We start from the raw sequence: 24,998 nt of genomic DNA on the forward strand, positions 1-24,998 counted from the left end.
ACGGCCTGAAGGCCGCGTCAGGCCCCGGTGACTTTCACGGCGTCGTTCGGCTTGATGGTGATCGTCTTGGTCGCGGCGACATGATCGCGGACCACGTCCCAGATCGGCGGCCCCTGCGTGCCCTCGTTGACGCTGGCCCAGCCGGAGACGACGTATTTCTTCGCGGCCTCGATCGGCTGGCCGGATTTCAGATGAGTCAGGCCGGAGATGCGGCTGCCCATCGGCTTGCCGACATCGATCGCGTAGCCCATGCCGCCGACGCGGACCATGTCGCCGCCGCCCTGGAAATAGGGGTCCGGGTGGAAGATGTTGTCGGCGACGTCCTCGAGGATCTCCTTGAGCTGCGCGCCGGTCATCTCCATGCGGTAGCAGTTGGGATAGGTGATCGCGGTGGCGTTGGTGATCGCCTCCCAGGTGATGGCATCGCCCGGCAGCAGGCTGCCGCCCCAGCGGAAGCCCGGCGAGAGCGCGATCTCGGCGTCGCGCTGGCTGAGCATCGCGTCGCAGATCAGGTCGTCGAACGAGCCGTTGAAATTGCCGCGGCGGTAGAGCAGCGACTCCGTCCGGCCGATCTCCTTGGCGAGATCGGCCGCGTAGGGCTCGCGGACCTTCCTGATCAGCGCCGTCATCTCGGCATCCGGGGCGATGGCGTCGGAGAAGACCGGCATCAGCTTGAAGCGGATGTCGGCGACCTTGCCGTCCCTCACCGCGATGTCGAGCCGCGACAGGAACTTGCCATGCGAGCCGGAGGCGACGAGCACGGTGTCGCCAACGCGGATCAACCCCGGCATCGCGTCATGGGTGTGGGCCGTCAGGATGATGTCGAGGCCCTTGACCCTGGAGGCCAGCTTCTTGTCGACGTCGAAGCCGTCATGCGAGAGCAGCACGACGATGGCGGCGCCCTCGGCGCGGGCTTCCTCGACCTGTTTCTGGATTTCCTCCTCGCGGATGCCGAACTCCCAGTCCGGGAACATCCAGCGCGGGTTGGCGATCGCCGTCCGGGGCAGGGCCTGGCCGATCACGGCGACCTTGACGCCGCCCTTCTCGAAGACTTTTCGCGGCGGGAAGACCGGCTCGTTCCATTCCTTGTCGCGGATGTTCTGGGCGAGGAAGGCGAAGGAGGCGCTCTCGGCGATCTCCTTGACCCGCTCGGCGCCGAGCGTGAACTCCCAATGGCCGACCATGGCGTCGGTCTTCAGCGCCGACATCACGTCGACCATGTCCTGGCCCTTGCTCTGGAGCGAGCTCCAGCTGCCCTGCCAGGTGTCGCCGCCGTCGAGCAGCAGAACCTTGTCGTCGCCGCGCTCGGCCCGGATCGCCTTGGCGAGGGTCGCGACGCGGTCGAGCCCGCCCATCCGGCCATAGTTCTTGGCCAGGCTGACGAAATCATCGGAGGTCAGCGCGAAAGCGTCAGCCGACCCGGCGGCGATCTTGAAGTGCTCGCGAAACTCGGCGTCGACGAGATGCGGGGGCTGGCCCTTGGCCGCGCCGACACCGAGATTGACCGAGGGCTCGCGGAAATGCAGCGGCATCAGCTGCGCGTGGATGTCGGTGACATAAAGGAGCGTCACCGTGCCCAGCGGGTCGAAACGCAGAATATCGGCCTGGGTGAGTTTCTGCTGGGCCGCGGCCCGGCCGAGCGGGCCGAGGCCGGAGGCCGTGGCGATCGCCGCCGCAGCCGCCGTGGCCTGAAGGAATTCGCGTCGAGAGACCATGCTTCATCCTCTGGACGAACGCGTGCGCGCCGCCCCTGCGCGCTGCCCACCGGCGGCGCGCCTTTCGTGATCAGGTGGTGGCCGGCCGCGCCGGCCGCAGCGGCTCAGCCGACCGTCAACTTGTTCTTGGCGGTGTATTCGGAGCCGTCGTCATCCTTCCAGGTGAAGGTGAACTCGCCCGATTCCGTCGCCTTGAAGAAGAAGGACTGGTAGGGGTTGGCAGAAATCGCCGGGTGCCAGTCGGCCGAGAAGACCGGCTTGCCGTTGAAGCTGGCGCTGAACTTGTTGAGGATCTTGCGCGGGATCGTCTGGCCCTGCGCATCCTTGCGCTGGCCCGATTCCATCTCGTGCGAAATCAGCGTCTTGATCTCGATCAGCTCTCCGGCGGCGGCCTTGGCCGGCACACGCACGCGCGGGGTGGGCTTGGTGGTCATGGGAGCATCCTCACCTTGAAACGTCTTTTTTCGTTGAACCGGCGGGGCTGAACTCAGCCGCCGCAGCCGCCGATCGTGACCTTGATGTTGGCCTTGGCCATGTGCAGCGCGCCGTTCGACATCTCGGCGACGCAGACGATGTTCTGGGTCTGGGCGAGCCGCATGCGGGTCGCGGCCGAGGCTTTTCCGCAGGCCGGCGTGAAGTGGTAGGTCACGATGCCCGGCTGCGGATTGCCGTCGGCATAGATGTGGACCGCCTTTACGTAGTCGGCATCGGTCATCGGGCTGTCGATCTCGACATTGACCGGCACGACCAGGCCGTTTTCGGCGATCTCCGGCACGTCGAGCTTGATCTTGCCCTCGGCCATCGCCTTGTCGCCGTAGAGCTTCTTGATTTCGGCCGCGACGGCCTTCTCGTCGGCGAAGGCCAGCCGCGAGCCCAGAAGGCTGGCGAAAGCGGCGACGGCGCCGGCCGTGATCGTGCTGCGGCGCGTAAGCCCTGAAGACATCGGAATTCCTCCTTTGAAATGTTCTTGTTTCGCTCTTGACGGCGGGGCCGGCTCGCGATCATTCTCACGTATCGTGATATTGTTTTTTGTGAATGTAAAGCCCCTCCAATGAGACGAGGGGCGTACAGCACAGGCCGGGAAACCACGGCCGCGAGAGGGAACGAAAGGGCAAGGGATGAAGCTCCCCATGATCGGGGCGGCCGTGCTGGCTGCCGCCATGACAATGGCCGCAGGCCACCTGACCGCGCAGTCGCCACCGCTCGACGATAGCGAAAAGGAAATCGAGCGCTATCGCCAGATGCTCTCGGACCCGTTCTCGAATCCGGGCTTCCTGGCGGTCGACCGCGGCGAGGTGCTGTGGGCGGAAAAGCGCGGCACCAAGAACGTCTCGCTCGAGGGCTGCGATCTCGGCGAAGGGCCGGGCAAGCTCGAAGGCGCCTTCGCCAAGCTGCCGCGCTATTTCGCCGACGCCGACAAGGTGATGGATACCGAGCAGCGCCTGCTCTGGTGCATGGACAAGCTCCAGGGGCTCGACACCAAGGACGTGGTGCTGCGACGCTTCTCGGGCCCGGCCCGGGCCTCCGACATGGAGGATCTCGTCGCCTTCATCGCCAACAAGTCGAGCGAGATGAAGATCCAGCCGCAGCTCTCCCATCCCAAGGAAAAGGAGATGGCGGCGGTCGGCGAGGCGCTGTTCTACACCCGCGGCGGCGTCAACGACTTCTCCTGCGCCACCTGCCATGCCGAGGAAGGCAAGCGCATCCGCCTGCAGGGGCTGCCGAACCTCTCGGTCAAAGGCAAGACCGCGCAGGAGACGATGGCTTCCTGGCCGACCTATCGCGTCTCGCAGAGCGCGCTGCGCACCATGCAGCACAGGCTCTGGGACTGCTATCGCCAGCAGCGCTGGCCGGTGCCCGGCTATGGCACCGACGCCCTGACCGCTCTCACCGTCTTCCTGCAGAAGCAGGCCGAAGGCGGCGAGATCAAGGTTCCGTCGATCAAGCGCTGAGGGGCAACGAGATGATCAAGCAAGCATTCGCCGCCGCCGCGCTCCTGCTCTGCGCCGGTCCGGCCTTCGCCGATGAACGGCCGAGCCAGGCCGTGATCGACGCCTACCTTGCCGCGACCTTCGGCAAGGCGCCGCCGGAATGGCAGGCCAGGATCAAGCCGGATGAGACGCTCGCCGTCTGCAACACGACGCGCAACAACCCGTCATCGGCGGAATCCGAGGCGATCCTGAAACGCGAATCGGCGCGCGTCTCCTATCCGGCCGACGGGAAATTCCTCGGCGATTGGAAGAAGGGCTATCAGGTCGCCAACAATGGGCGCGGCGGCCAGTTCTCCGATCCGCCGAACACCGTCTCCGGCGGCAACTGCTTCGCCTGCCACCAGCTCGACCCGAAGGAGGTCAGCTACGGCACGCTCGGCCCGAGCCTGGCCGCCTATGGCAAGGACCGGAAATACGATCCGGAGACGATCAAGGACGCCTACACCAAGATCTACAATTCGATGGCGGTGGTGCCCTGCTCGAACATGCCGCGCTTCGGCGTCAACAAGGTGCTCGACGAGCAGCAGATCAAGGATGTGATGGCCTATCTGTTCGACCCGGAATCGCCGGTGAACAAGTAGCGGCAAAGGTGCCGGCGGGGGCGATCTGTTCTCGCGGCCGGGAAGACAGTGAAGGCGGGTCGCATTTGCGGCCCGCCTTCTTCGGTTTCGGCTCAGCCCGACTTGACCGGGTTGCGCTTCAGCCAGTCGGGGAAGGGCGCGCTCTCATAGCCCTTCTCGCGGACATAGCGGAACATCGCCAGGAATTGCGGGGGATCGAGCAGGCCTGGCATGCGGGCGACCTCGCGCTCCTGCGGCTTGCGCGCCTTCAGCCCGTCCGCGCTTTCGGGCAGGAACTGGATCGTCGGGGTGAACCTGACGCCGTAGCGCTCGCCGAGCTGCTTCTCGCCGAGCTTGCTGCCATCGAAATCGGTGACTTCGCGGGCGCCGATATGGTTGAGGTGCAGCACCTCGAAATTCGCCTTGATGTAGCCCTCGATGGCGGGGTCGGCGAGATGGACCTCGTGCATGCGCCGGCAGGCCGGGCAGCCCTTCAGCCCCCACATGATGGCGAGCCGCTTGCCATTGGTGGTCGCGGTCTGCAGGTCCTCGGGAAGGTCGAGGAAACTCTCGAGATACCAATCGAGATGGTAGAGCCCGTCCTCGCCCAGGGTGGCGCCGGCGGCCGGTTTCGCCAGCGTCGCCGCGAAGGCGGTGCCCAGCAGGGTTCTGCGCGTCAGCATCAGCCTCTCCCTATCCGATCGTGCCGAGAGCCGGGAATGTCTGGAGCAGCCAGCCGGCCAGAACCGGCATGGTGCCGGTCATGAACAGCAGGCCGGTGACGACGAGGGCCGCGCCCATGGTCTTCTCGACCACCGGCATGTGCCGCCGGAAGCGCGCCATCAGATTGAGGACGGGGCCGGCGAACACTGCGGCGAGCAGGAAGGGCACGCCGATCCCCAGCGAATAGGCGGCGAGCAGCGTCGCCCCGCGCGCGGCGGTGCCTTCCGCACCGGCGACCATCAGCACCGTCGCGAGCACCGGTCCGACGCAGGGCGTCCAGCCGAAGGCGAAGGCGAGGCCGACGAGATAGGCCCCGACCATGCTCGCCGGCTTGCGCTCGGTCTGGAAGCGCGCCTCGCGATAGAGCAGGGGAATCCGCAGCCAGCCGAGGAAATGCAGGCCCATGATCAGGATCAGCGCGCCGGCGATGATCGAGAGCGTCTCGAAATAGGCGGTGACGACGGCGCCGATGGTCGAGGCGGTGGCGCCGAGCGCGACGAAGACGGTGGTGAAGCCGAGCACGAAGGCGCCGGCCATCATGACGATCCGGCGCGACTGGCGGGCCTCAAGCCGGCCGCTTGAGCCCGACAACTCGCCGATGCCGACGCCGGCCAGGAAGCAGAGATAGGGCGGCACCAAGGGCAGCACGCAGGGGCTGAGGAAGGAGAGCAGCCCGGCCATGAAAGCGCCGGCGATCGAGATGTCGAACACGCTCTGATCCTGCCTCTGGTTTATATATCTGAATACGACTATGTTAACGCGATGAATGCAACCGCCAATGTCATGCGTGCTTTGCTGGTCGCCTCTGCGCTGCTGCTGCCGGCGATGGCGGCCCGCGGTGCCGAGCTCTTGATGTTCGAGCGCGCGGGCTGCGTCTGGTGCGAGCGCTGGGACCGCGAGGTCGCGCCGGGCTACGACAAGACGGCAGAGGGGCGCGCGGCACCGCTGCGGCGGATCGACCTCGGCAAGGGCGGCCCGGCCGAGCCCACGCTTGCCAAGCCGGTGCGCTACACGCCGACTTTCGTGCTGGTCTCGCAGGGGCGCGAGGTCGGCCGGATCACCGGCTATCTCAGCAACGACACGTTCTGGGGTTTGCTTGGCAAGATGCTTGCTGACATAGAAAAGACGATAGAGCGAACGAGCGGCCTGTCCGCGACGATGGAAAGACAATGAGCGCGATCGTTTCCAAGGCTCTCGAGACCGAGCTGCGCGACGGCGAGGAATTCTCCCCGGAGCTCGATGTCCTGATGCGCAAGGCGCGCAAGGCGAGCGATTTCCTCAAGGCGCTGTCGCATGAAAACCGCCTCCTGCTGCTCTGCCTGCTCGCCGAGCGCGAGCGCACGGTGACCGAGCTGGAGCACATCCTTTCCTTGCGTCAGCCGATGGTGTCGCAGCAATTGGCGCGCCTGCGACTCGACCAGCTGGTGACGACGCGGCGCGACGGCAAGGCGATCTATTACAGCCTCGCCAATGACGATGTCCGGCGCATGATTTCGGTGATCTACGACATCTTCTGCGGGCCGCAGAAGCCGGCGAACGAGGATTGACCGGAAAAATGCTCCCGTTGCCCGGGCGCTGAACCGTGACACCGCTTTCTCCCTGGGCCGTGACGATCGTCGGCGTCCTGGTCGGCGCCGCCTGCGGCTTCACCGTCAGGCGGGCGCGGCTCTGCTCCTTCGGCGCCGTCGAGGATTTTTGGATCGGCGGCGATACGCGCCGACTGCGGATCTTCGGGCTGGCGCTCGCGGTCGCGCTGTTCGGTACGCAGCTGATGGTCTGGCGCGGCGATCTCTCGCCCGAATTCTCGACCTATGTGCCGAGCGCGCTCGCCTGGTTCTCGATCCTCCTCGGCAGCACTCTGTTCGGCATCGGCATGGCGCTGGTCGGAACCTGCAGCTTCGGCTCGCTGATCCGGCTCGGCGCCGGCGACCTGCGCAGCCTGATCGTGATGATGGTCTTCGGCGCCGTGGCCTATGCGACGCTGCGCGGCATCCTGGCGCCGCTGCGGATCGACGTTCTGGAGAAGGTCGCGGTCGCCGTGCCGGGCTCGGTGCAGGGCGACCTGCCTTCGGTGCTGGAATGGCTGGGAGTAGGCGACCTGCGGCTCGCGCTCGGCACCCTCGTTCCGGCCTTCCTGATCGGGGCGGTGCTTATCGATCGCCGACTGCGGCGCTCGCCGCGCCTGCTGATCGCCGGGCTGACGCTCGGGCTCGGCGTGGTGTTGGGCTGGTGGGCGACCGGGGTGGCGATCGACGAGTTCGCCCTCAACCCGCGGACGCAGAGCCTGACCTTCGTCTCGCCGGTCGGCCGGGCGCTCTATGCGGTTTTGACGACGCCGGTCGGGCTGTTCGATTTCGGCGTCGGCACGATCGTCGGCGTGGTCTGCGGCTCCTTCGCCTCGGCGCTGTTCGATGCCGAGTTCCGCTGGGAAGCCTTCGACGACCATTACGAAATGCGCCGGCACCTGCTCGGGGCGGTGCTGATGGGGGGCGGGGGCGTGCTCGCCGGCGGTTGCACGATCGGGCAGGGCATCTCGGCCGGCTCGATGATGGCGCTGTCCTGGCCGCTGGCGATCGGTGGCATGATGATCGGCGCCCGACTCGGCATCGCCTTCCTGATGGAAGGCTCGATCCGGAACCTCTTCATCTTCCGCCGCTGAGCGGAGCGGGTTCCAGCGTCACCCTGCGGCGATATGCGCCGTCAGTGCATTGCAGGCGGTCTGTGGTGTGCCGGCCTGCCGGACTGGCCCGCGCACGGGGCCGCAATTCCGGAAAATCGCTGTGTTGTTTGATCGACATCATCGAACGGCGGCGCGGCGGCTTCCACAATCATGGCCATGGACCGGTAATGCCGCGCAGCGGTGTCATTGACATTTTATAATTCATATATATGAATATTAATATGTTGTAACATGGAGCGGGTCGATGAATGTCGGTGTCCTTGATCGCTGGGTTCGCTTCGTCGTCGGTATCGTGCTCGTCATGGCGGCGTTCGTGTCGCCGCTGGCCGAGCTCGTCGCCGGCTGGGGAGCGTGGAAATACGCGCTGACGGCCTGGGGCGTGGTCATGCTGGCGACGGCGCTGTTCCGCTTCTGCCCGGCCTACACGCTGCTCGGCATCCGCACCTGCCCGCACAAGCCGCTCTGAGCGGCGCGGCGCAGGCATAGCAGGGACCGGTGAGGGACATCCGCATGAAACGCCAGATCGCGATCCTGTCGGCCATCGTCATGGCCGTTGCAGCTTCTTCCGCCTCGGCGCAGGCTCCGGTCGTTCCGGGCACCGCGCCGCCTGCCAATGCTGCCGCCCAGGCGCAGGCCGCCATTCCGAAGGCCAAGCAGACCTCGCTCGGCCTCTACATGCGGCCGCGCGAGGCGGCGGAGACGATGAGCCGGGACGGCGCCCGCACCTTGTTCGTCGACGTACGGACCCGGGCGGAGATGATGTTCACCGGCTGGGCGCCTGTCATCGACGGCCATGTCCCGTTCGTCGAGGTGACCGAATTCTGGGATTGGGACGACAAGGAGGGGCGCTACAAGCTCGATGCGAACCCGGTCTTCAGCCGCGACGTCGAGCGTCTGCTGGCCGCCAAGGGCCTGACCAAGAACGACCGCGTCATCCTGATGTGCCGTTCCGGCGACCGCTCGGCCCGCGCCGCCGACAAGCTGGCCGAGGCCGGGTTCACCCAGGTCTACAGCCAGTATGAGGGCTTCGAGGGCGATACGTCATCTTACGGCCAGCGCACGGTCAATGGCTGGAAGAATGCTGGGCTGGCCTGGACCTACAAGCCCGACAAGGCGAAGTTCTACGCTGCGGGACAGTGAGCGGAAGGGGCGCGCCGGCAGGAACGGCGCCGCTTTACATCGCCCTGCGCTCAGCTGCCGGTGACGAAGCGATAGGCGTTGCCGTCGCGCTCGACGCGGCCGATGGCGCCGTCGAGATGATAGCCGATCACCTGGGCCTTCTCGTTCGCGGCGCGGTCGAGCACCCGGCGCCGGGTCGCGACCGCGAGATCGGCGTCATGGTCGGAGGCCGGGCGCCATTCCGGATGGGCGAAGGAGGCGATCCGGTGCGTCAGCGCATCGCCGAGCACGAAGACCGGTCCGCCTGCATCCTTGAGCTCGAATGATACGTGGCCGGGCGTGTGGCCGGCGGTGTCGAAGGCGGCGACGCCCGGCACCCATTCCGACCCAGCATCGTGCAATTCCAGCGAGTCGCCCAACGCCTTGACGATGCGCTGGGCGCCGGCGGCGAAGGCGTGCCGGTCCTCGGGCAGCTTCTCGTAGACCTTGGCGTTGGTCCAGAAGGCGACCTCGCGCTTGTCGGCATGCCAGCGGGCGTTCGGAAAGAGCGGCGTGTCGAAATCGTCGAGCGCACCCCAGAAGTGGTCGGGGTGGAGATGCGTGAACAGGACATGGGTGACGCTGTCGGGCGCGATGCCGGCGGCTTCCAGGCTGGCGGCGAGCTTGCCGGTGCCGGGCAGGAAGTTGGAGCCCGAGCCGCTGTCGAAGACGATGACCTGATCGCCCTGCCGGAAGCAGGTGACGTTCAGCACGCTGACGGTCGGGCCGCTGACCTTGGTCGCTTGGGAAACCGCGTCGAGCGGGACATCGCGGGCCAGCATCGATTGCGGCAGCTCGAAACTGCCGTCGCTGAGGATCGAGATCGCCCGCTCGCCCTGTTTGGCGGTGGCGACGACCTGGGAGAAGGCGCCCGAAGCGGAGCCGGCCAGCGCGGCGGCCGCGCCGCCCAGCAACATGTCGCGACGGTTCAGCATGGATCCTCCCCAGGATTATGTTCGATGTATCTTTATCTTTGAATATATCTGGTTTCCGGACTGCGGCAAGCCGGCCTTGTGCCGGTCGTCGCAGGGGCAGGCTGGTGCCCGGCGCGTGCCCGGCCTGCAGATCTCCGCATTGACCTCGCTCCGGCCGCGGAAGATGGTCCGCGCCTCATCGGACGGTTGCGGCCATGGCGGCTGCGCCCTGGAGGCTGGAATGTCGAAGGCGACAAGGGCGACGAAGGCGCTGGAGCAGGCGGGCGTCGCCTTCACCGTCCACAGCTATGATTACGACCCCGGCGCCGACAAGGTCGGCCTGCAGGCGGCCGAGGCCCTGGGCGAGCCGCCGCAGCGCGTGCTCAAGAGACTGATGGCGCTGGTCGACGGTAAGCCGGCCTGCGTGATCGTGCCGTCCGATCGCGAGGTCTCGATGAAGAGGCTCGCCGCGGCCTTCGGCGGCAAGTCGGCCCAGATGATGAAGCCGCCCGAGGCCGAGCGGCTGACCGGCTACAAGGTCGGCGGCATCAGCCCTTTCGGGCAGATGCGGCGGATCCCGACCGCGATCGAAGAGCAGGCGCTTGTGCATGAGCTGGTCTACCTCAATGGCGGCCAGCGCGGATTGCAGCTCAGGATGCGGCCGGCCGATCTGGTCTCGGCGCTGAACGCCATCGTCGCGCCGGTCGTCGCCTGAGGCAGCTTTTTCGGCGGCTCCGAAAGCCGATCGAATGCGCGGGCGAGGGCGGTGTTGCGCCGCTCGGCAAGGCACTGGCGGCAGGCCGGATGCCAAGCATAGCGAATATCTATTTGCCAGCCACGCTCATGCCCCAAACAATCACGGGCATAGCTACAAAGCCGCATAGAGGGGTAAAAACCATGAAATTCGTGGGAATGACCGCATTGGCGAAGGTCGCCGCGGTCCTCGGCTGTTTCGCCGCCGTGCCGGCGATGGCGCAGAACAAAGTCCAGATCCGGCTCGGCCATGTGCTCGCCGAGAACCATAGCTGGAACCTCGCGGCGAAGGGCTTCGCCGAGGATGTCGCCAAGGCGACCGAAGGCCGCGTCACGATCCAGGTCTTCCCGTCGGGGCAGCTCGGCACGGAGAAGGACGTCGTCGAAGGGCTGCAGATCGGCACGATGCAGGGCGGCGTGATCGGCAGCGGCTCGTTCCAGCCGATCGAGCCGCGCATGGGCATCGTCGAGCTGCCCTATGCGTGGCCGACCCGCGAGAAGGCCTTCGCCGCCTTCGATGGCGAGATGGGCACCGAGCTCGCCAAGCTGCTCGCAGCCAAGAACATCGTGGTGCTGGGCTGGTGGGAGAACGGCTATCGCCACATCACCACCAAGAAGGCGCCGGTCAACAAGCCGGAAGACCTGAAGGGCGTGAAGATCCGCGTGACGCCCGACAAGGTGCGCCTCGACACTTTCCGCGCGCTCGGCGCCGAGCCGGCCCCGCTGGCCTTCGGCGAACTCTACTCGGCGCTGCAGCAGGGCGTGTTCGACGCGCAGGAGAACCCGCTCTCGATCATCGATTCCTCGTCCTTCGCTGACGTCCAGAAGTACGTTGCCCTGACCGGCCATGTCTGGGGCGCGGCCTGCCTCGTCGTCAGCAAGCGGATCTGGGATCAGGTCGGCCCGGCCGACAAGGAAGCCGTTCTGGCCGCCGCCGCCAAGTGGCGCGACGAGCAGCGCAAGATGGTCACCGCCTCCGACCAGCAGCTGGTCGAGAAGCTGACCGCCAAGGGCATGACCGTCAACAAGGTCGACCCGACGCCGTTCATCGCCGCGGTCCAGCCGGTCTGGAAGTCGCAGGAAGCGGTGTACGGCCCGGCGCTGATGGCGCTGCTCGACAAGTACCGCAAGTAACTCCGCAATCGCGGACCGGCAGGACGCCGCCAGGTGAAGGCCTGGCGGCGTCTCGCCTTCCGGCGATCCCAATCCCGCCGAGGAGAGGCTCTCGTGACCCCCGACTCATCGCCTGCCGCGCCCAGGAGCGCGCTCGCCCGCGGCGTCGACATCGTCGACCGGCTGACATTGGCCGTCTCCTCCATCGGCGTCGCGCTGTTCAGCGCCGTCGTGGTCTATGTCGCCCTCGGGCGCTATCTTCTCGGCACGACGCCGTACTGGTCCGAGGAGCTGCCGCGCAGCCTGCTGGTCTGGAGCGTCTTCATCGGCCTCGTGCCGGCGACGGTCCGCGCCAGCCATCTGAATGCCGGCCTGCTGCCACTCCTGGTGCGCAATGAGCGCCTGCGGGGCAAGCTGGAGACCGTCGCCCGGCTGCTGACCGCGTTGTTCTTCGCCATCCTCGCCTATACCGGCTGGCAGCTGACCGAAGCCGGCCTCGACAGCCTGACGACCGCGCTGCAGATCCCCAATGCCGTCGTCTATGTGGCGCTGCCGATCGGAGCCGGCCTCTCGGCTATCGTCATCCTCCTGCCCCTCTTGAAGGAGCGCGCCCCGTGACGCTCGGACTTGCCCTGCTGCTCGCCAGCTTCACCGTGCTGGTGGCGCTGGACGCGCCGATCGCGGTCGCGCTCGGCCTCGCCTCGGTCGTCTACCTCCTGGTGTCGGACCTCGCGCCGATGATCGTCGTGGCGCAGCGCGTCCTCGCCGGCATCGACTCCTTCACCCTGCTCGCGATCCCGCTCTTCCTGCTCGCCGGCCTGTTGCTGCTCCATGGCGACCTGACGCCGCGCATCATTCGGCTCTGCAGCGCCATCGTCGGGCGCGCCCGCGGCGGCCTCGCCATCGTCATGGTGATGGGCTGCATGATGTTCGGCGCGCTTTCGGGCTCCGGCGTCGCCGACGTCGTGGCGATCGGCACGATGATGCTGCCGGCAATGAAGGAGCGCGGCTACGACACCGGCTTCTCCTGCTCGCTGCTCGGCTGCGCGGGCTCGCTCGGCACGGTGATCCCGCCGAGCATCGTGCTGATCGTCTACGGCACAGCCACCAACACCTCGATCGGCGCGCTCTTCGTCGCTGCCATCGTCCCCGGCATCCTGACCGGCCTCGGCCTGATGATCGTCGCGTACATCATTGCCCGCCGGAACGATTGGCGCGGCGGCGAGGCCTTCAACTGGCGCGAGCTCTGGCTGGCACTGAAGGATTCCTCGCTCGCCCTGCTCGGCCCGGTGATCATCATCGGCGGCATCCGCGGCGGCATCTTCACGGCGACGGAAGCAGCCGGCATCGGCGTGCTCTATGCGCTGATCGTCGGCGGCCTGATCTACCGCAAGCTGACTTTTCCGCTGATCTGGAACCTGGTGAAGCAGACGGCCGAGAGCTCTGCCTCGATCCTCTTCGTCATCGCCTGCGCCAGCATCTTCGGCTGGATCCTGGCGGCCGAGCAGGTGCCGCAGCTGATCGTCAACGCGATTTCCTCGGCGACGAACAGCGCCACCGTCGCGCTCCTCTTGATGATGGGCGTGCTGCTGATCCTCGGCACCTTCATGGAGACCATCGCGATCATCCTGATCCTGGCGCCGGTCTTCGTGCCGATCCTGCGCGCCTACCAGATCGATCCCGTGTTCTTCGGCGTGCTGCTGACGGTGAACCTCGCGATCGGCGCGAACACGCCGCCGCTCGGCATAGACCTGATGGCGGCCTGTCGGGTCGGCGGCATCCCGATGTCGGCCTCGTTCCGCTACCTGCTGCCGTTCATCGGCTCGATGGTGGCGGTGCTGCTGCTGATGGTGCTGTTCCCCGGCATCGTGCTCGGCCCGGCGCGCCTGTTCGGCCACTGAGAATATCCAGATAGTCAGGAGAGTGTGATGGCACTGCCAGCATCTGCGCGCGTCGATATCGAGCGCTATTGGGCAACCCTCGAGCGTTCGGCTGAGATCGGCCGCGGCCGGCCGGGCGGTCTCTCGCGACTTGCGCTCGGCGATGCCGACAAGCAGATGCGCGACGAGTTCGTCGGCTGGTGCCGCGAGGCCGGGCTTAAGGTCCGGATCGACGGCATGGGCAACATCTTCGCGCGTCGTCCGGGCCTCGACGACAACCTGCCGCCGGTTGTGATGGGCAGCCATCTCGACACGCAGGTGAATGGCGGGCGCTTCGACGGCATCGCCGGCGTGCTCGGCGGGCTCGAGGTCTGCCGCGCGCTCGATACGCTCGGCCATCGTACCCGCCGGCCGCTCGAAGTGGTCAACTGGACCAATGAGGAAGGCAGCCGCTTCTCGCCGCCCATGGTCGGCTCCGGCTGCTTCGTCGGCGCCTATGGCCTCGAATGGGCGCGCGAGCGTCGCGACGATGACGGCAAGTCGATCGGCGAGGAGCTGGCCCGGATCGGCTATCTCGGCGAGATGGAGGAGAAGCCGCACGCCTTCGACGCCTATTTCGAGTTCCATATCGAGCAGGGCTACTATCTCGATCGCGACGGCATGCAGGTCGGCGTCGTTACCGGCGGCTTCCCGAGCACCGGCATGCTGGTCGAGTTCCGCGGCGAGACCGCCCATACCGGTCCCTGGCCGATGGAACGGCGCAAGAACGCGCTGATCGCCGGCGCGCGCCTGCTGGTCGCCGTCGACGAGCTCGGCTGGGAATATGCCGGCAGCGGCGGCAAGGCGACGGCGGCACGGCTGATCGCCTGGCCGAACAAGCCGGGCATCCTCTCCGACTGGGCCCAGACGGTCTGCGATGTCCGCCATTCCGACCCTGAAACCGCACAGGTGATGGCCGAGCGCATGCGCCGCGCCGTCGGCGAGGCGGCAGCCCGTGCCGGCTGCAGCGCCGAGATCCTCGATGTCTGGAACTGGGGCGGCGCGATCTTCGCTCCGGAACTGATCGACCAGGTCCGCAGCGCCTCGCTCGCCATGGGCTACCGGACACAGGACATCCTGAGCCAGGCCGGGCACGATGCTTATTTTGTCGCGCGCCATGCCCCGACCACGATGATCTTCGCGCCCTGCAAGGGCGGCATCACCCACAATAACGAGGAAAACTGCGACCGGGACGATCTCGAGCCCGGCCTCAACGTGCTGCTCCAGGCGGTCGTCGCGCGCGCCGACCGCTAAGGCCGCGGCAACTCGAACAAAAAAGGGCTCGCCAGGCATTGCCTGGCGAGCCCTTTGCGTTCTGGTGCGAGGCGCTTCAGCCGATCGTGGCGACGCACTCGATCTCGATGTCGAAGGGCAGGGGCCAGGGCTTGATGGCGAGGCTGGTGCGGGCCGGGAATCCGTCGGCGAAGCGGGTGCGGTAGACGGCGTTGACGCCCGCCATCAAGGCGGGGTCGGTGACGTAGACGGTCGCCTTCACCACGGCGTCGAGCGAGGAGCCGCCATGGCGCAGCGCGACGTCGAGCGCATCGAGCGCGGCGCGGGTCTGGGTCTCGATATCGCCGGTGACGATCTCGCCGGTCACGAGGTCGACCGGCGGCATGCCGCAGGTGAAGAGCAGGTCGCCGGCGCGGGCCAGCGCCGAGGTCGGGGCGCCCAGCCGGCGGATCGCCTCGGAGATGACGGGGACTTCGATGATTTCTCGTTTCATTGCAGGCACGGCCTTCTCGATCTGGTTCCCGCGAAGGCTAGAGCGCTTTGAGCGGGGCGTCAGATAGATATTGGCTATCCGAAACAGAGTCCGGGTCGTCGCCCGCCGGCTCGGCCGCCAGCAATTCGGCCTCGAAGACACGCTGGAACGCCGCTTCGGCGGCGCTCAGCTCCATCGCCGGGTTGGTGATGAAGTAGAGGTCGGCGCCGAGATTCTCGTCCGGCGAGGAGAGGTCCCAGAGCGAGCCGGCATCGAGCGCGTCCTGGACGGAGGCGACAGGCAGGATGCCGATGCCCATGCCGGCGGCGATCATCCGTGCGACCTCCTCGAGATTGGGGCTGGAGCCGACGATGCGGCTGCCGAGGCCGACGCCCTGGCGCAGCGAGACCATCGGCTCGAGCGCGCCGTCCTGGCCGCAGGCGAGCGCGATGAACGGCTCGTCCTTCATGTCGGCGAGCGGGATGTCCTTCAGCCCGTAGAGCGGGTGGTCGCGTCCGCACAGGATGCCGAATTCCTCGCGCAGCAGCAGGCGGCAGGTCAACCCGGCCAGCGGATTCGGCAAGAGGCAGATGCCGAACGGGCTGAGCTTCTGCGAGACGGCGCGGACGATGTCCTGGCTGGTCGCGACGTCGATGCGGACATTGACCGAGGGGTGCTGGCGGTTCAGCAGGGTCAGCGAACGGTCGAGCACCGGCATCACGACATGGGTGACGACCAGGATACGGACGAGCCCGGTGAGCTCGTCATGCTCCTCCGAAAGCTTGTCGCCGATGCGGGCGACGCTGCGATAGATGTCGACGCATTCCTTGTAGAGCAGCTCGCCGCGCTTGGTCAGCACGAAGCGGCGGCTGTCGCGCTGGATCAGCTGGCTGCCCAGCGTTTCCTCCAGCCGCTGCAGGGCGGCGCTGACCGAGGGCTGCCGGACCAGCAGGCGGTCGGCCGCCTTGGTGATGGAACGCTCTTCCACGATCACCAGGAAGGTGTGGAGCAGGTTCCAGTTCAGGTGGTGCAGCTTGGGGCGTGTCGCATTCAACGGGGCTCTCCCGAGCCTCGCGGGAGAGGCTCAACGGCAGGTTGGCCCCATATCGACTCCGATGCCGGGAGGTGGCAACGGCTTTCTCGCGGCCACGCGGCCGCTCAGGCGAAGGATGGCGCCAGGATCGCCCGGGTGCGCAGCCAGCTCTCGCGATCGGGCGCGCAGAGCAGGCCGAGCGTCGGCTGAGCCGGGCGGTAGGGCTCGCCGTCCAGCATCCGGACATGGCCGCCGGCCTCGGCATAGATCAGCGAGCCCGGCGCGTGGTCCCAGGGGCTGAGGCGCCCATAGAGCAGGAAATGCCCGTTCCCGGCGGCGGCCAGCCGGTACTCGTGGCCGCAGCAGCGCAGCGAGGAGACATTGGCGAAGGCCGGCATGCGACCGGGCAATTCGCTGCGCAGCGGCTCCGGGAAATACTGCCAGCTCATCATGCCGGTCATTTCGGCAGGGGCGGCGCCCGGGGCCACCTTCAGGTCGCGGCTCTTGCCGTCCTCGCGCGCGAGCCAGGCGCCTTCGCCACGTAGTGCCATGGCGCTGTCTGCGACGACGGGATCATGGATCACCGCCGCGACGACCTCGCCCTTGACCAGCGCCGCGGCCATCACCGCGAAGAGGGGCAGGTCTGAGGCGTAGTTGAGGGTGCCGTCGATCGGGTCGATGACGAAGGCGAGCTCGGCATCCGCCAGACGTTCCAGCAGGGCGGGGTCGGCGGCGACGGCCTCCTCGCCGATCAGCGCGGCGCCCGGAAAGGCGCGGGCGAGCTCGGCGCTGATGAAGCGCTCTGCCGCCTCGTCGGCCTCGGTGACGAGGTCGGTCGCCGAGCGCTTCTCGCGGATCTCGCCCGCGGCGAGGTTGCGGAAGCGCGGCATCACCTCGCGGCGGCCCGCCTCGGCAAGGATGCGCGCGAGGGTCTCATGGTCCTGGCGTGAGAAGGTCATGGTGGTCCGGTCTTGGTAGCAGGAGGAGGTTCCGGCGAGGCCGTTCAGCTAAGGTCGAACTCGACGAGGATCGGCTGATGGTCGGAGACCTTGGTCTCGACGTCGCAGACGATGGCGCGGGCGCGGGCCGCGAGATCGGGCGTCGCCAGGACGTAGTCGAGGCAGCCGGGCTGGCCGTAGGTCTGGTCGAAGAGATTGGCGGTCGGCGGATGCGGCGCTTCGCCCATCACCGAAGGCCAGAGGTCGACCAGCGGCGGCTCGCCGCCCGGGAAGGGCGCCATCAGCTTTGCCAGAACCGGATCGTCCGGCCGCATGTTGAAGTCGCCGGTGAGCACGGCGCTCGGCGAGCTCGGCGTCATCCGGTAGGTGTGAGGCCCGGCGGAACGGGGCTTGGCATGACGCGCCAGCGCCATGCGATGGGCCTCGCGTATGCCCTCGACCTGCGCGGCGCGCAACTCCGAGGCCGAGTACTCCAGATGCGTCGTCATCAGCCTGACCGGCCCCATCGGCGTCAGCGCCATGGCCTCGATCAGCGTGCGCGGCATGTTGCGCGTCTCGGCCGCTTCCCAGGGCAGGAGATGGCGCAGCGCCTGGGCGACGGGATAGCGCGTCAGCAGGAGGTTGCCGAAACGGCTGCGGCCGCCCTTGCCGTCATCGACATCGACGCCGATGCCCTCGATCGCCGTGAAGCCAGGCAGCAATTCGGCGAAGCGCGCGAACTGGTTGGTCTCGTCGTTGAAGTCGAGCTCGGGGAAGTTGTCGGCGACCTCCTGCAGGCAGAGCACGTCGAAATCGGCCATCTGCCGGGCATGGGCGACGACGCGCGCCGGATCGACGCGGTTGTCCATGCCGCGGGCCCACTGAATGTTCCAGGTGATCAGTTTCATCCGAACCGCCGTGTCGTCACTTGATCCATGTCGTCACTTGATTCCTGCGCGCATGAAGCTCTGCACGAACTGACGCTGGAAGAGCAGGAAGGCAACCAGCAGAGGCGCGGAGGTCATCAGCGTCGCGGCGCAGATCACCGCCCAGTCGATGCCCTGGTCGCTGGAGGAGAAGACCTGCAGGCCGACGGTCAGCGGCCGCGACTCGACCGAGTTGGTGACCAGCAGCGGCCAGAGGAAGTTGTTCCAGTGGTAGCTGACCGAGACGAGGCCGTAGGCGATGTAGGTCGGCTTGGCGAGCGGCACATAGACCTTCATCAGCACCTGGAGCGGGCTCGCGCCCTCGACGCGAGCGGCGTCGTCGAGTTCCTTGGGCACCGTCTTGAAGGTCTGGCGCAGCAGGAAGATGCCGAAGGCCGAGGCGATATAGGGCAGGGCGATGGCGGTGATCGTGTCGATCAGGTTGACCTTGGCGAGCGTGCGGTAGTTCTCGACGATCAGCGCGTCCGGCATGATCATCAGCTGCGCCAGGATCAATGCGAAGGCGACGTCCCGCCCCCAGAAATCCTGCCGCGCCAGCGCATAGGCCGCGAGCGTGCCGAGCACGAGCTGAAAGCTCAGGATCATGGTGACGAGGATGAAGGTGTTGAGGAAATAGCGCGCGAAGGGCGCCGCCGCCCAGGCCCGGGTGAAATTGTCGAGGGTCAGCGGCGCGTTCAGCACGAAGCGCGTCGTGTACTCGGCCGGGTGGATCGCAGCCCAGACGGCATAGGCGAGCGGCAGGATCCAGATGACGGCGAGCAGGATCGCGCCGATCGATTCCAGCGAGAGGGCGAGCCCCTTGGGCGAATAGGGGTCGGTCCGCGCGGCCGAGACTGCGTGCTGCGGCGTGGAGGGCGCGCTCATCGATAATGCGTCCTGCGTTCGAGCCAGCCATATTGCGCGAAGGCGACCAGTGCGAGCAGCAGCAGGAGCACGCAGGTCAGGGCAGCGGCATAGGCGGTGTCCCAGAAGCCGAAGCCGACCTGGTAGATGTAGAAGAGCAGCAGCGTCGTCGCATTGTCCGGGCCGCCGCGCGTCATCACGAAGATATGGTCGACCATGCGGAAGGCATTGATCACCGCGTTGATCAGAACGAACAGCGTCGTCGGCATCAGCAGCGGGAACTGGACGCGCCGGAAATAGGTCCAGCGCGAAGCCCCCTCGATCGCCGCCGCCTCGCCGAGGCTGGGCGGGATCGCCTGCAGCGCCGCGAGGTAGAAGATCATGAAGAAGCCGGCCTCCTTCCAGATTGCCACGATGGTGATGGCGTAGAGGGCGGTGTCCTGCGAGCCCAGCCAGTTGGTGCTGCGCCCGCCGAAGAAGCCGACGATCTGCTCGAGCAGGCCGTATTGCGGGGTGAAGAAGAACAGCCAGATGTTGGCGACCGCGATCATCGGCAGGATGGTCGGGGTGAAATAGGCCATCCGGACCCAGGTGCGGCCGACGATCTTGTCGTTGACCCAGACCGCCATCAGCAAGGCGAGCGCGATGGAGGTCGGGATCGTGCCCAGGGCGAACCAGAGATTATTGGTCATCGCCTTCCAGAAGATCGGGTCGGCGAGCATCTGTTGGTAGTTGTCGAGTCCCACGAAACGCGCCGGACGGCGCGCCCGCGGGGTCGACATGAAGCTGTCGATGAAGCTCGCGATCGCGGGCCAGTGCGTGAACAGGGCCAAGCAGGCCATGGCGGGCAGCAGAAGCAGCCAGCCATGGACGGTCGCGGTCGCGCGGCTATTCATCGGCTCAGCCCTGCGTCATTGCGAGGAGCGTGAGCGACGAAGCAATCCAGGGGCGGAAGAGCTCTGCGTCTTCCTGGATTGCTCCGCTTCGCTCGCAATGACGGTTGGGCTTCATCGACGACGTCCTAGCGATACGACTTCAGGATGCGCTCGGCTTCCGCCTGGGCGTCGGCCATCGCCGGGCCCGGCTGCTTGGTGCCGGTGAGGGCAGCCTGCAGGCCGTCGTTCAGCGCCTTGGTGACGCGCTGGTTCTCATGGGTCGAGAGCTCGGCGACGGCGGTCGGCAGCTGGTCGCGCGCGACGAGCGCCTGCGGGAAGTCGGCGACGTATTTCTTCATCGCCTCGGTCTCGTAGGCCGCCGGGGTCACCGCGACATAGCCGGTATCGGCGCTCCACTGCGCGGCACGCTCGGGCGTGGTGATCCAGCGCACGAACTTGAACGCGGCTTCCTGCTCGGCCGGGCTCGCCTTCTTGGAGAGATAGAAGTTGCCGCCGCCGGTCGGGCTGCCGGGCTTCTTGCCGGCGGGCAGGACCGCAACGCCGAAGGGGAATTTTGCGTTGGTCCTGACATTGGTCAGGTTGCCGGTGGTGGTCCACATCATCGCGACCTTCTTCTCGAAGAAGTCGCGCGGCGTGGTGCCCCATTCGACGATGCCGGGCGGGTGGACCTTGTGCTTCTGCGAGAGGTCGACCCAGTACTGCAGTGCCTCGACGACGCCGGGATTGGCATAATCGGTCTTGTCGCCGGCCGGATTGGCGAGGATGGCGCCGGCCTGCGTCGTCAGGCCCTGGAAGAGCCAGTAGGGGAAGCCGGAGGAGGGGATCTGGATGCCCCATTGCGTCACATTGCCGGCGGCGTCGCGCTTGGTCAGCTTCTGCGCGAATTCGAGCTGCTCGGCCCAGGTCTTCGGCGGCTTCTCGGGGTCGAGCCCGGCTTCCTTGAACAGCTCCTTGTTCCAGTAGAGGACCACGGTGGAACGCTGGAACGGGATGCCCCAGGTCTTGCCGCCGGTCTGGCTGTTCTCCATGAAGCCCGGGAAGAAGCTCGAGAGCCACTTCTTGTCCTCATCGGTCTTGATGTAGGGGTCGAAGGGGACGATCGCTTCCTCGTCGATCAGCGTGAACATGTCGGTCGAGAGCAGCACCGAGAGCACCGGCGGCGTACCGCTCTTGTGGGCGGTGAGCGCCTTGACGATGGTCTCCTGATAGGTGCCGGCATAGATCGGCTTGACCTTGATGGTCGGATTTTCCTTCTCGAAGCCGGCGGCATAGGCGTCGATCAGCTTGGTGATCGGCCCGCCCACGGCGACCGGGTAGAAGAAGGAAAGCTCGGCGGTCTGGGCGAGGGCCGGCCTCGCCACGGCGAGCGAGCCGGCGAGGGCCGCGGTGCCGCTCAGGAATTCACGCCTGTCCATGTCTCATTTCTCCCCTGCTACGGCGTTTGAACGCCTGGTTATTCAGGCGTCGTCAGTCGAGGACGAGCCTTTGCTCGGTCTTCAGGTCGAACCAGTGCACCGCCGATTGTGACAGTCTGATGTGGACGCGGTCGCCGGCCATGGCGCGGACCTTGCCGGGCCGGCGCACGATGAACGGATGCCCGTCGATCCGGGTCTCGACCAGCGTGTCGGCGCCGAGATATTCGACCGCGACGACATCGGCGGCAATGCCGCTCTCGGCCAGCTCGGTCATCTCCGGACGGATGCCGACCGCGAGCGCGCCCGGCTCGACATGGGCCGGCGGCGAGAGGCCTTCGCCACCGCCTTGCGTCACGACCGAGCCGAGCGGGATGACGTTCATCGGCGGCGTGCCGACGAAGCGGGCGACGAAGATCGTCGCCGGGTTCTCGTAGAGCTGGTCGGGCGGGGCGTCCTGCTCGATCCGGCCATTGCGCATCAGTACGACCTGGTCGGCCATGGTCATCGCCTCGACCTGGTCATGGGTGACGTAGACCATGGTGATGCCGAGCTTCTGCTGCAGCTCGCGGATCTCGCGTCGCATCTCGACGCGCAGCTGGGCGTCGAGATTGGAGAGCGGCTCGTCCATCAGGCAGACCGGGGCCCGCGCGACGATGGCGCGGCCGAGCGCGACGCGCTGCTGCTGCCCGCCGGAAAGCTGCGACGGCTTGCGGTCGAGCAGGGCGCCGAGGCCGAGGATTTCGGCGGCACGGGCCAGGCGCTCGTCGCGTTCGGCGCGCGGCAGCTTGCGGACCTTGAGGCCGAACAGGATGTTCTCCGCCACCGAGAGGTGCGGGAAGAGCGCGTAGTTCTGGAAGACCATGGCGATGCCACGGCGCGAGGGCGGTGCGTTGGTGACGTCGTTGCCGCCGATCGCGATCACCCCCGAGCTGGCATCCTCCAGCCCGGCGATCAGCCGCAGCGTCGTCGACTTGCCGCAGCCGGAAGGGCCGAGCAGGGCGACGAGCTTGCCTTGCCCGACGGTGAAGGTGACGCCGTCGACCGCCGGGGTTCCGCCCCAGTTCTTCGAAACGGCCTTGAGTTCGACTGAAACCATACGCTGACTGGCTCTCCCCCGAGGCGCTGCCCTGCCCAGCCGAATCCGCGGCGTCCTCACGCCCCGCCCCCCGACGTGCGCGAGCATGACGGGAAATTCCGCGCGCACAAGACCCCCTCCACAGCCGTTTCGAGCCCGATGGAAGCGAGCTGAAACGGCAATCGCAGACCTTCACAAAGCTGTTGCACACCGGTGCAAGTGTCCGCTACGCTTATTCCAAGCGAGCTGCAAAATGGAATGTATGATCCATTTTGCCGGAATAAGATCGCGTGAGGGAGAAGGCGTTTGCAGGCCGAACGGCAACAGAGCTTGCGCTCGGGCGAGGCGATCAGCGTGCGCGGTCTGCACGTTGGCTACGGCAACACGCGCGTGCTGCACGGCGTCGATCTCGATTTCTCGCCCGGAAGCTTCACGGCGCTGCTCGGCTCCTCCGGCTGCGGCAAGACCACGCTCTTGCGCTCGCTGAGCGGCTTCGTGCCGGTGCAGTCCGGCTCGATCATCGTCGGAGGGCGCGATGTTGCCGGCCTGCCGCCGGAAAAGCGCGGCATGGCGATGGTGTTCCAGTCCTATGCGCTCTGGCCGCATATGACCGTGCTGCAGAACATCGGCTACGGGCTGAAGCTGCGCGGCGTGCCGAAGGCAGAGATCGCCGCCAAGGTCGCCTCGATGCTCGCCTTCCTCGGCCTCTCCGGCTATGAGGGCCGCAAGGTCACGGCGCTTTCTGGCGGCCAGCGCCAGCGCGTCGCGCTCGGGCGGGCGCTCGCCATCGATCCCGGCATCCTGCTGCTCGACGAGCCGCTCTCCAATCTCGACGCCAAGATCCGCATGACCATGCGGCACGAGATCCGGGCGATCCAGCAGCGCCTCGGCGTGACCGCCGTCCATGTCACGCATGACCGCGAGGAGGCGATGACCATGGCCGACCGGCTGGTCATCATGGAAGCCGGTCGGATCGCCCAGGTCGGCACGCCGGAGGAGGTCTATGACCGCCCGGCCAGCGCCTTCGTCGCGAACTTCATGGGCGCCGAGAACATCCTGCCGCTGCGCGTCGAGCATTCCGCTGGCAGCGCGTCGCTCCTTGCCGGCGACGCCGCGGCCGAGCTGCCGCCGGCGCTGCGCGATCTCCTGCCGGCCGGCAAGGCCGTTGCCTATTTCCGCGACGACGTCGCGCGCCTCGACGCGGCTGATGCGCCGTCGGCGGGGGATCTGGTGATGGCGGGCCGCGTCGCGGCCCGTGCCTATCCGGGTGGGGTCTATCGCTATCGCGTCAAGACCGACGACTGCGAGGTCACGGTCGACGACGCCACCCGTCACGAACTCGGAGCGAAGGTCGGGCTGCGCATTCCCGTGCAGCGCCTTCACATCTTCCCGGCATCCGAGGCCGGGCTTGCTGCCTGACAGGGGTTGATCACATGCGCACGCTCACGATTGCCTGTTCGATCGCAGCGCTGATGGCGGCGACGCCGCTTTCGGCGCAGACACTCAACGTCGCCACGGCCGGCGACCAGAACATGGTCGACTATGTGAAGGACTATCTCGGGCCGATGTTCGAGAAGGCCCATCCCGGGGTGAAGGTCGTCTCGGTCGGCACCGGGCCGGGCGATTCCGGCTCGCAGAAGATCTACGAGAAGCTCGACGCCCAGAAGGCCTCCGCCGCCACGGATTTCGACGTCGTCGTCATCCACCAGAAGGCGGCTGGCACGATGGTCAAGGAAGGGCTTCTGGCCAAGTACACCGATGGGGTCGACACCGCGAAGCTGGTCTCCAGCGAGGCGGCGAAGAACTCGCTCGGCGCCGATGTCTTCGGCTATGTGATGCCGATGTTCCAGTCACAGACGGCGCTGGCCTACAATGCGGACCTGCTCAAGACGCCGCCGAACAGCTTCGCCGAGCTGAAGGACTGGGTCGGCAAGAACCCGAAGCAGTTCGGCTATAACGGCATCAAGGGCGGCATGTCCGGCGTCGCCTTCGTCACCGGCTGGGTCTACGCCTTCGGCGGCGATGCCGACAAGCTGGTCAAGGGACCCTATGATCCGGCGGTGAAGGCCGGCTGGGACGGCGCGCTCGCCGACCTCAAGACCTTCAACAAGAACGCCGTCATCACCCCCGGCAATGCCGGCACCCTCGACATGCTGAACCGCGGCGAGATCGCCATGGGGCCGGTCTGGGTCGACATGTTCTATTCCTGGCAGGCCGACGGCAAGCTGCCGCCGAACATGAAGCTGAAGCTCGCCGCACCGGGCATGCCGGGCCAGCCCATGTACTACGCCGTCCCGGAGAAGACCGCCCATCGCAAGCTGGCCGAAGCGTTCATCGCTCTCGCCACCAGCCCGCAGGTCCAGGCCGACGGCATCGTCAAGCGCTTCAACTGGTATCCGGGCATCGACGCCAAGAACCTCGAGGGCAAGCTCGACCAGGCCGCCTGGAACAAGCTCTTCACCGACATCACCCCGGCCGATCTCAGCGCCAAGGCGAAGCCCTTCCCGATCGCGCCCTACTTCAACGACATTCTCGAAAGCTACGAGAAGAAGGTCGCGAACTGAGCCTTACCCCCAATCGCGGCCCGGTTCCTGCCGGGCCGCATCTTTCCCGATGGCGC

At 66.8% G+C, this 24,998-nt stretch carries 28 protein-coding genes; 14 read left to right on the forward strand and 14 right to left on the reverse strand.

Annotated features, from left to right (window positions below):
• Positions 1-17: 17 nt before the first annotated feature.
• From soxB to soxY, 3 genes are all read right to left on the reverse strand, one after another.
• On the reverse strand, positions 18-1,715 hold the full coding sequence (gene soxB / locus RKE40_RS06835; protein WP_316017489.1) for a thiosulfohydrolase SoxB: 1,698 nt from the start codon (positions 1,713-1,715) through the stop codon (positions 18-20).
• Positions 1,716-1,819: 104 nt separating this feature from the next.
• Positions 1,820-2,149 (reverse strand): thiosulfate oxidation carrier complex protein SoxZ, encoded by a 330-nt coding sequence (gene soxZ, locus RKE40_RS06840; RefSeq protein WP_316017490.1) that lies wholly within the window; start codon positions 2,147-2,149, stop codon positions 1,820-1,822.
• Positions 2,150-2,202: 53 nt separating this feature from the next.
• Complete coding sequence (gene soxY / locus RKE40_RS06845; protein ID WP_316017491.1) at positions 2,203-2,658, reverse strand: thiosulfate oxidation carrier protein SoxY; 456 nt, start codon at positions 2,656-2,658, stop codon at positions 2,203-2,205.
• A gap of 217 nt (positions 2,659-2,875) precedes the next feature.
• Here soxY and soxA point away from each other — a divergent pair, with 217 nt between their 5' ends.
• Positions 2,876-3,667, forward strand: a complete 792-nt coding sequence (soxA, locus tag RKE40_RS06850; protein ID WP_316017574.1) for a sulfur oxidation c-type cytochrome SoxA — start codon at positions 2,876-2,878, stop codon at positions 3,665-3,667.
• Positions 3,668-3,678: 11 nt separating this feature from the next.
• The gene (gene soxX / locus RKE40_RS06855) at positions 3,679-4,287 is read left to right on the forward strand and encodes a sulfur oxidation c-type cytochrome SoxX (protein WP_390893269.1); all 609 of its coding nucleotides are present in this window, start codon (positions 3,679-3,681) and stop codon (positions 4,285-4,287) included.
• A 92-nt stretch (positions 4,288-4,379) separates the two neighbouring features.
• Here soxX and RKE40_RS06860 read toward each other — a convergent pair whose 3' ends face one another.
• Both RKE40_RS06860 and RKE40_RS06865 read right to left on the reverse strand, forming a co-directional pair.
• A complete protein-coding gene (locus RKE40_RS06860) occupies positions 4,380-4,949 on the reverse strand; it encodes a thioredoxin family protein (RefSeq protein WP_316017492.1) in 570 nt (189 codons plus the stop codon).
• Between the two features lie 10 nt (positions 4,950-4,959).
• Positions 4,960-5,670 (reverse strand): cytochrome c biogenesis CcdA family protein, encoded by a 711-nt coding sequence (locus tag RKE40_RS06865; protein ID WP_316017576.1) that lies wholly within the window; start codon positions 5,668-5,670, stop codon positions 4,960-4,962.
• Between the two features lie 81 nt (positions 5,671-5,751).
• On the opposite strand from RKE40_RS06865, the gene RKE40_RS06870 reads away from it, so the two are divergent.
• The 5 genes from RKE40_RS06870 to RKE40_RS06890 all read left to right on the forward strand — a co-directional run bounded on the left by RKE40_RS06870 (position 5,752) and on the right by RKE40_RS06890 (position 8,809).
• Positions 5,752-6,162: a hypothetical protein gene (locus RKE40_RS06870; protein WP_316017493.1), complete on the forward strand. Its 411-nt coding sequence runs from the start codon at positions 5,752-5,754 to the stop codon at positions 6,160-6,162.
• A complete protein-coding gene (locus tag RKE40_RS06875) occupies positions 6,159-6,536 on the forward strand; it encodes a metalloregulator ArsR/SmtB family transcription factor (RefSeq protein WP_316017494.1) in 378 nt (125 codons plus the stop codon). Before RKE40_RS06870 ends, RKE40_RS06875 begins: the two co-directional genes overlap by 4 nt.
• Positions 6,537-6,571: 35 nt before the next feature.
• A complete protein-coding gene (locus RKE40_RS06880) occupies positions 6,572-7,648 on the forward strand; it encodes a YeeE/YedE family protein (protein ID WP_316017495.1) in 1,077 nt (358 codons plus the stop codon).
• Positions 7,649-7,913: 265 nt separating this feature from the next.
• Positions 7,914-8,135, forward strand: a complete 222-nt coding sequence (locus RKE40_RS06885) for a YgaP family membrane protein (protein ID WP_316017496.1) — start codon at positions 7,914-7,916, stop codon at positions 8,133-8,135.
• Positions 8,136-8,179: 44 nt separating this feature from the next.
• Positions 8,180-8,809 (forward strand): rhodanese-like domain-containing protein, encoded by a 630-nt coding sequence (locus tag RKE40_RS06890; protein WP_316017497.1) that lies wholly within the window; start codon positions 8,180-8,182, stop codon positions 8,807-8,809.
• A 50-nt stretch (positions 8,810-8,859) separates the two neighbouring features.
• Here RKE40_RS06890 and RKE40_RS06895 read toward each other — a convergent pair whose 3' ends face one another.
• Complete coding sequence (locus RKE40_RS06895) at positions 8,860-9,762, reverse strand: MBL fold metallo-hydrolase (RefSeq protein ID WP_316017498.1); 903 nt, start codon at positions 9,760-9,762, stop codon at positions 8,860-8,862.
• 220 nt (positions 9,763-9,982) lie between these two features.
• Here RKE40_RS06895 and ybaK point away from each other — a divergent pair, with 220 nt between their 5' ends.
• The 5 genes from ybaK (at position 9,983) to RKE40_RS06920 (ending at position 14,780) form a co-directional block, all read left to right on the forward strand.
• Entirely contained in the window at positions 9,983-10,456 is a 474-nt protein-coding gene (gene ybaK / locus RKE40_RS06900) for a Cys-tRNA(Pro) deacylase (RefSeq protein WP_316017499.1), read from the forward strand.
• A gap of 182 nt (positions 10,457-10,638) precedes the next feature.
• Positions 10,639-11,628: a TRAP transporter substrate-binding protein gene (locus tag RKE40_RS06905; protein WP_316017500.1), complete on the forward strand. Its 990-nt coding sequence runs from the start codon at positions 10,639-10,641 to the stop codon at positions 11,626-11,628.
• 93 nt (positions 11,629-11,721) lie between these two features.
• A complete protein-coding gene (locus RKE40_RS06910) occupies positions 11,722-12,225 on the forward strand; it encodes a TRAP transporter small permease (protein WP_316017501.1) in 504 nt (167 codons plus the stop codon).
• Positions 12,222-13,508 (forward strand): TRAP transporter large permease, encoded by a 1,287-nt coding sequence (locus RKE40_RS06915; RefSeq protein WP_316017502.1) that lies wholly within the window; start codon positions 12,222-12,224, stop codon positions 13,506-13,508. The genes RKE40_RS06910 and RKE40_RS06915 overlap by 4 nt, the downstream gene beginning before the upstream one ends.
• 27 nt (positions 13,509-13,535) lie before the next feature.
• Positions 13,536-14,780 carry a Zn-dependent hydrolase gene (locus tag RKE40_RS06920; RefSeq protein WP_316017503.1) on the forward strand — a complete coding sequence of 415 codons (1,245 nt, stop codon included), beginning with the start codon at positions 13,536-13,538 and terminating at the stop codon, positions 14,778-14,780.
• 76 nt (positions 14,781-14,856) lie between these two features.
• On the opposite strand, the gene RKE40_RS06925 is transcribed toward RKE40_RS06920, so the two are convergent.
• The 8 genes from RKE40_RS06925 to RKE40_RS06960 all read right to left on the reverse strand — a co-directional run bounded on the left by RKE40_RS06925 (position 14,857) and on the right by RKE40_RS06960 (position 22,399).
• Complete coding sequence (locus tag RKE40_RS06925; RefSeq protein WP_291634213.1) at positions 14,857-15,252, reverse strand: RidA family protein; 396 nt, start codon at positions 15,250-15,252, stop codon at positions 14,857-14,859.
• Positions 15,253-15,289: 37 nt separating this feature from the next.
• On the reverse strand, positions 15,290-16,285 hold the full coding sequence (locus RKE40_RS06930) for a LysR family transcriptional regulator (RefSeq protein WP_316017504.1): 996 nt from the start codon (positions 16,283-16,285) through the stop codon (positions 15,290-15,292).
• A 104-nt stretch (positions 16,286-16,389) separates the two neighbouring features.
• Positions 16,390-17,223 (reverse strand): inositol monophosphatase family protein, encoded by an 834-nt coding sequence (locus RKE40_RS06935; protein WP_316017505.1) that lies wholly within the window; start codon positions 17,221-17,223, stop codon positions 16,390-16,392.
• A gap of 44 nt (positions 17,224-17,267) precedes the next feature.
• Positions 17,268-18,110 carry an endonuclease/exonuclease/phosphatase family protein gene (locus RKE40_RS06940; RefSeq protein WP_316017506.1) on the reverse strand — a complete coding sequence of 281 codons (843 nt, stop codon included), beginning with the start codon at positions 18,108-18,110 and terminating at the stop codon, positions 17,268-17,270.
• 33 nt (positions 18,111-18,143) lie between these two features.
• Positions 18,144-19,013: a carbohydrate ABC transporter permease gene (locus tag RKE40_RS06945; protein WP_316017507.1), complete on the reverse strand. Its 870-nt coding sequence runs from the start codon at positions 19,011-19,013 to the stop codon at positions 18,144-18,146.
• A complete protein-coding gene (locus tag RKE40_RS06950; RefSeq protein ID WP_316017508.1) occupies positions 19,010-19,888 on the reverse strand; it encodes a carbohydrate ABC transporter permease in 879 nt (292 codons plus the stop codon). The genes RKE40_RS06945 and RKE40_RS06950 overlap by 4 nt, the downstream gene beginning before the upstream one ends.
• A 125-nt stretch (positions 19,889-20,013) precedes the next feature.
• Positions 20,014-21,303, reverse strand: a complete 1,290-nt coding sequence (locus RKE40_RS06955; protein WP_316017509.1) for an ABC transporter substrate-binding protein — start codon at positions 21,301-21,303, stop codon at positions 20,014-20,016.
• A gap of 52 nt (positions 21,304-21,355) precedes the next feature.
• Entirely contained in the window at positions 21,356-22,399 is a 1,044-nt protein-coding gene (locus RKE40_RS06960; protein WP_316017510.1) for an ABC transporter ATP-binding protein, read from the reverse strand.
• A gap of 333 nt (positions 22,400-22,732) precedes the next feature.
• Here RKE40_RS06960 and RKE40_RS06965 point away from each other — a divergent pair, with 333 nt between their 5' ends.
• Positions 22,733-23,797: an ABC transporter ATP-binding protein gene (locus RKE40_RS06965; RefSeq protein ID WP_316017511.1), complete on the forward strand. Its 1,065-nt coding sequence runs from the start codon at positions 22,733-22,735 to the stop codon at positions 23,795-23,797.
• 14 nt (positions 23,798-23,811) lie between these two features.
• Entirely contained in the window at positions 23,812-24,942 is a 1,131-nt protein-coding gene (locus RKE40_RS06970; RefSeq protein WP_316017512.1) for an ABC transporter substrate-binding protein, read from the forward strand.
• The last annotated feature ends 56 nt before the right edge of the window (positions 24,943-24,998 follow it).

It is taken from the genome of Allobosea rubneri, assembly GCF_032464875.1.
GTDB classification, from domain to species: domain Bacteria; phylum Pseudomonadota; class Alphaproteobacteria; order Rhizobiales; family Beijerinckiaceae; genus Allobosea; species Allobosea rubneri.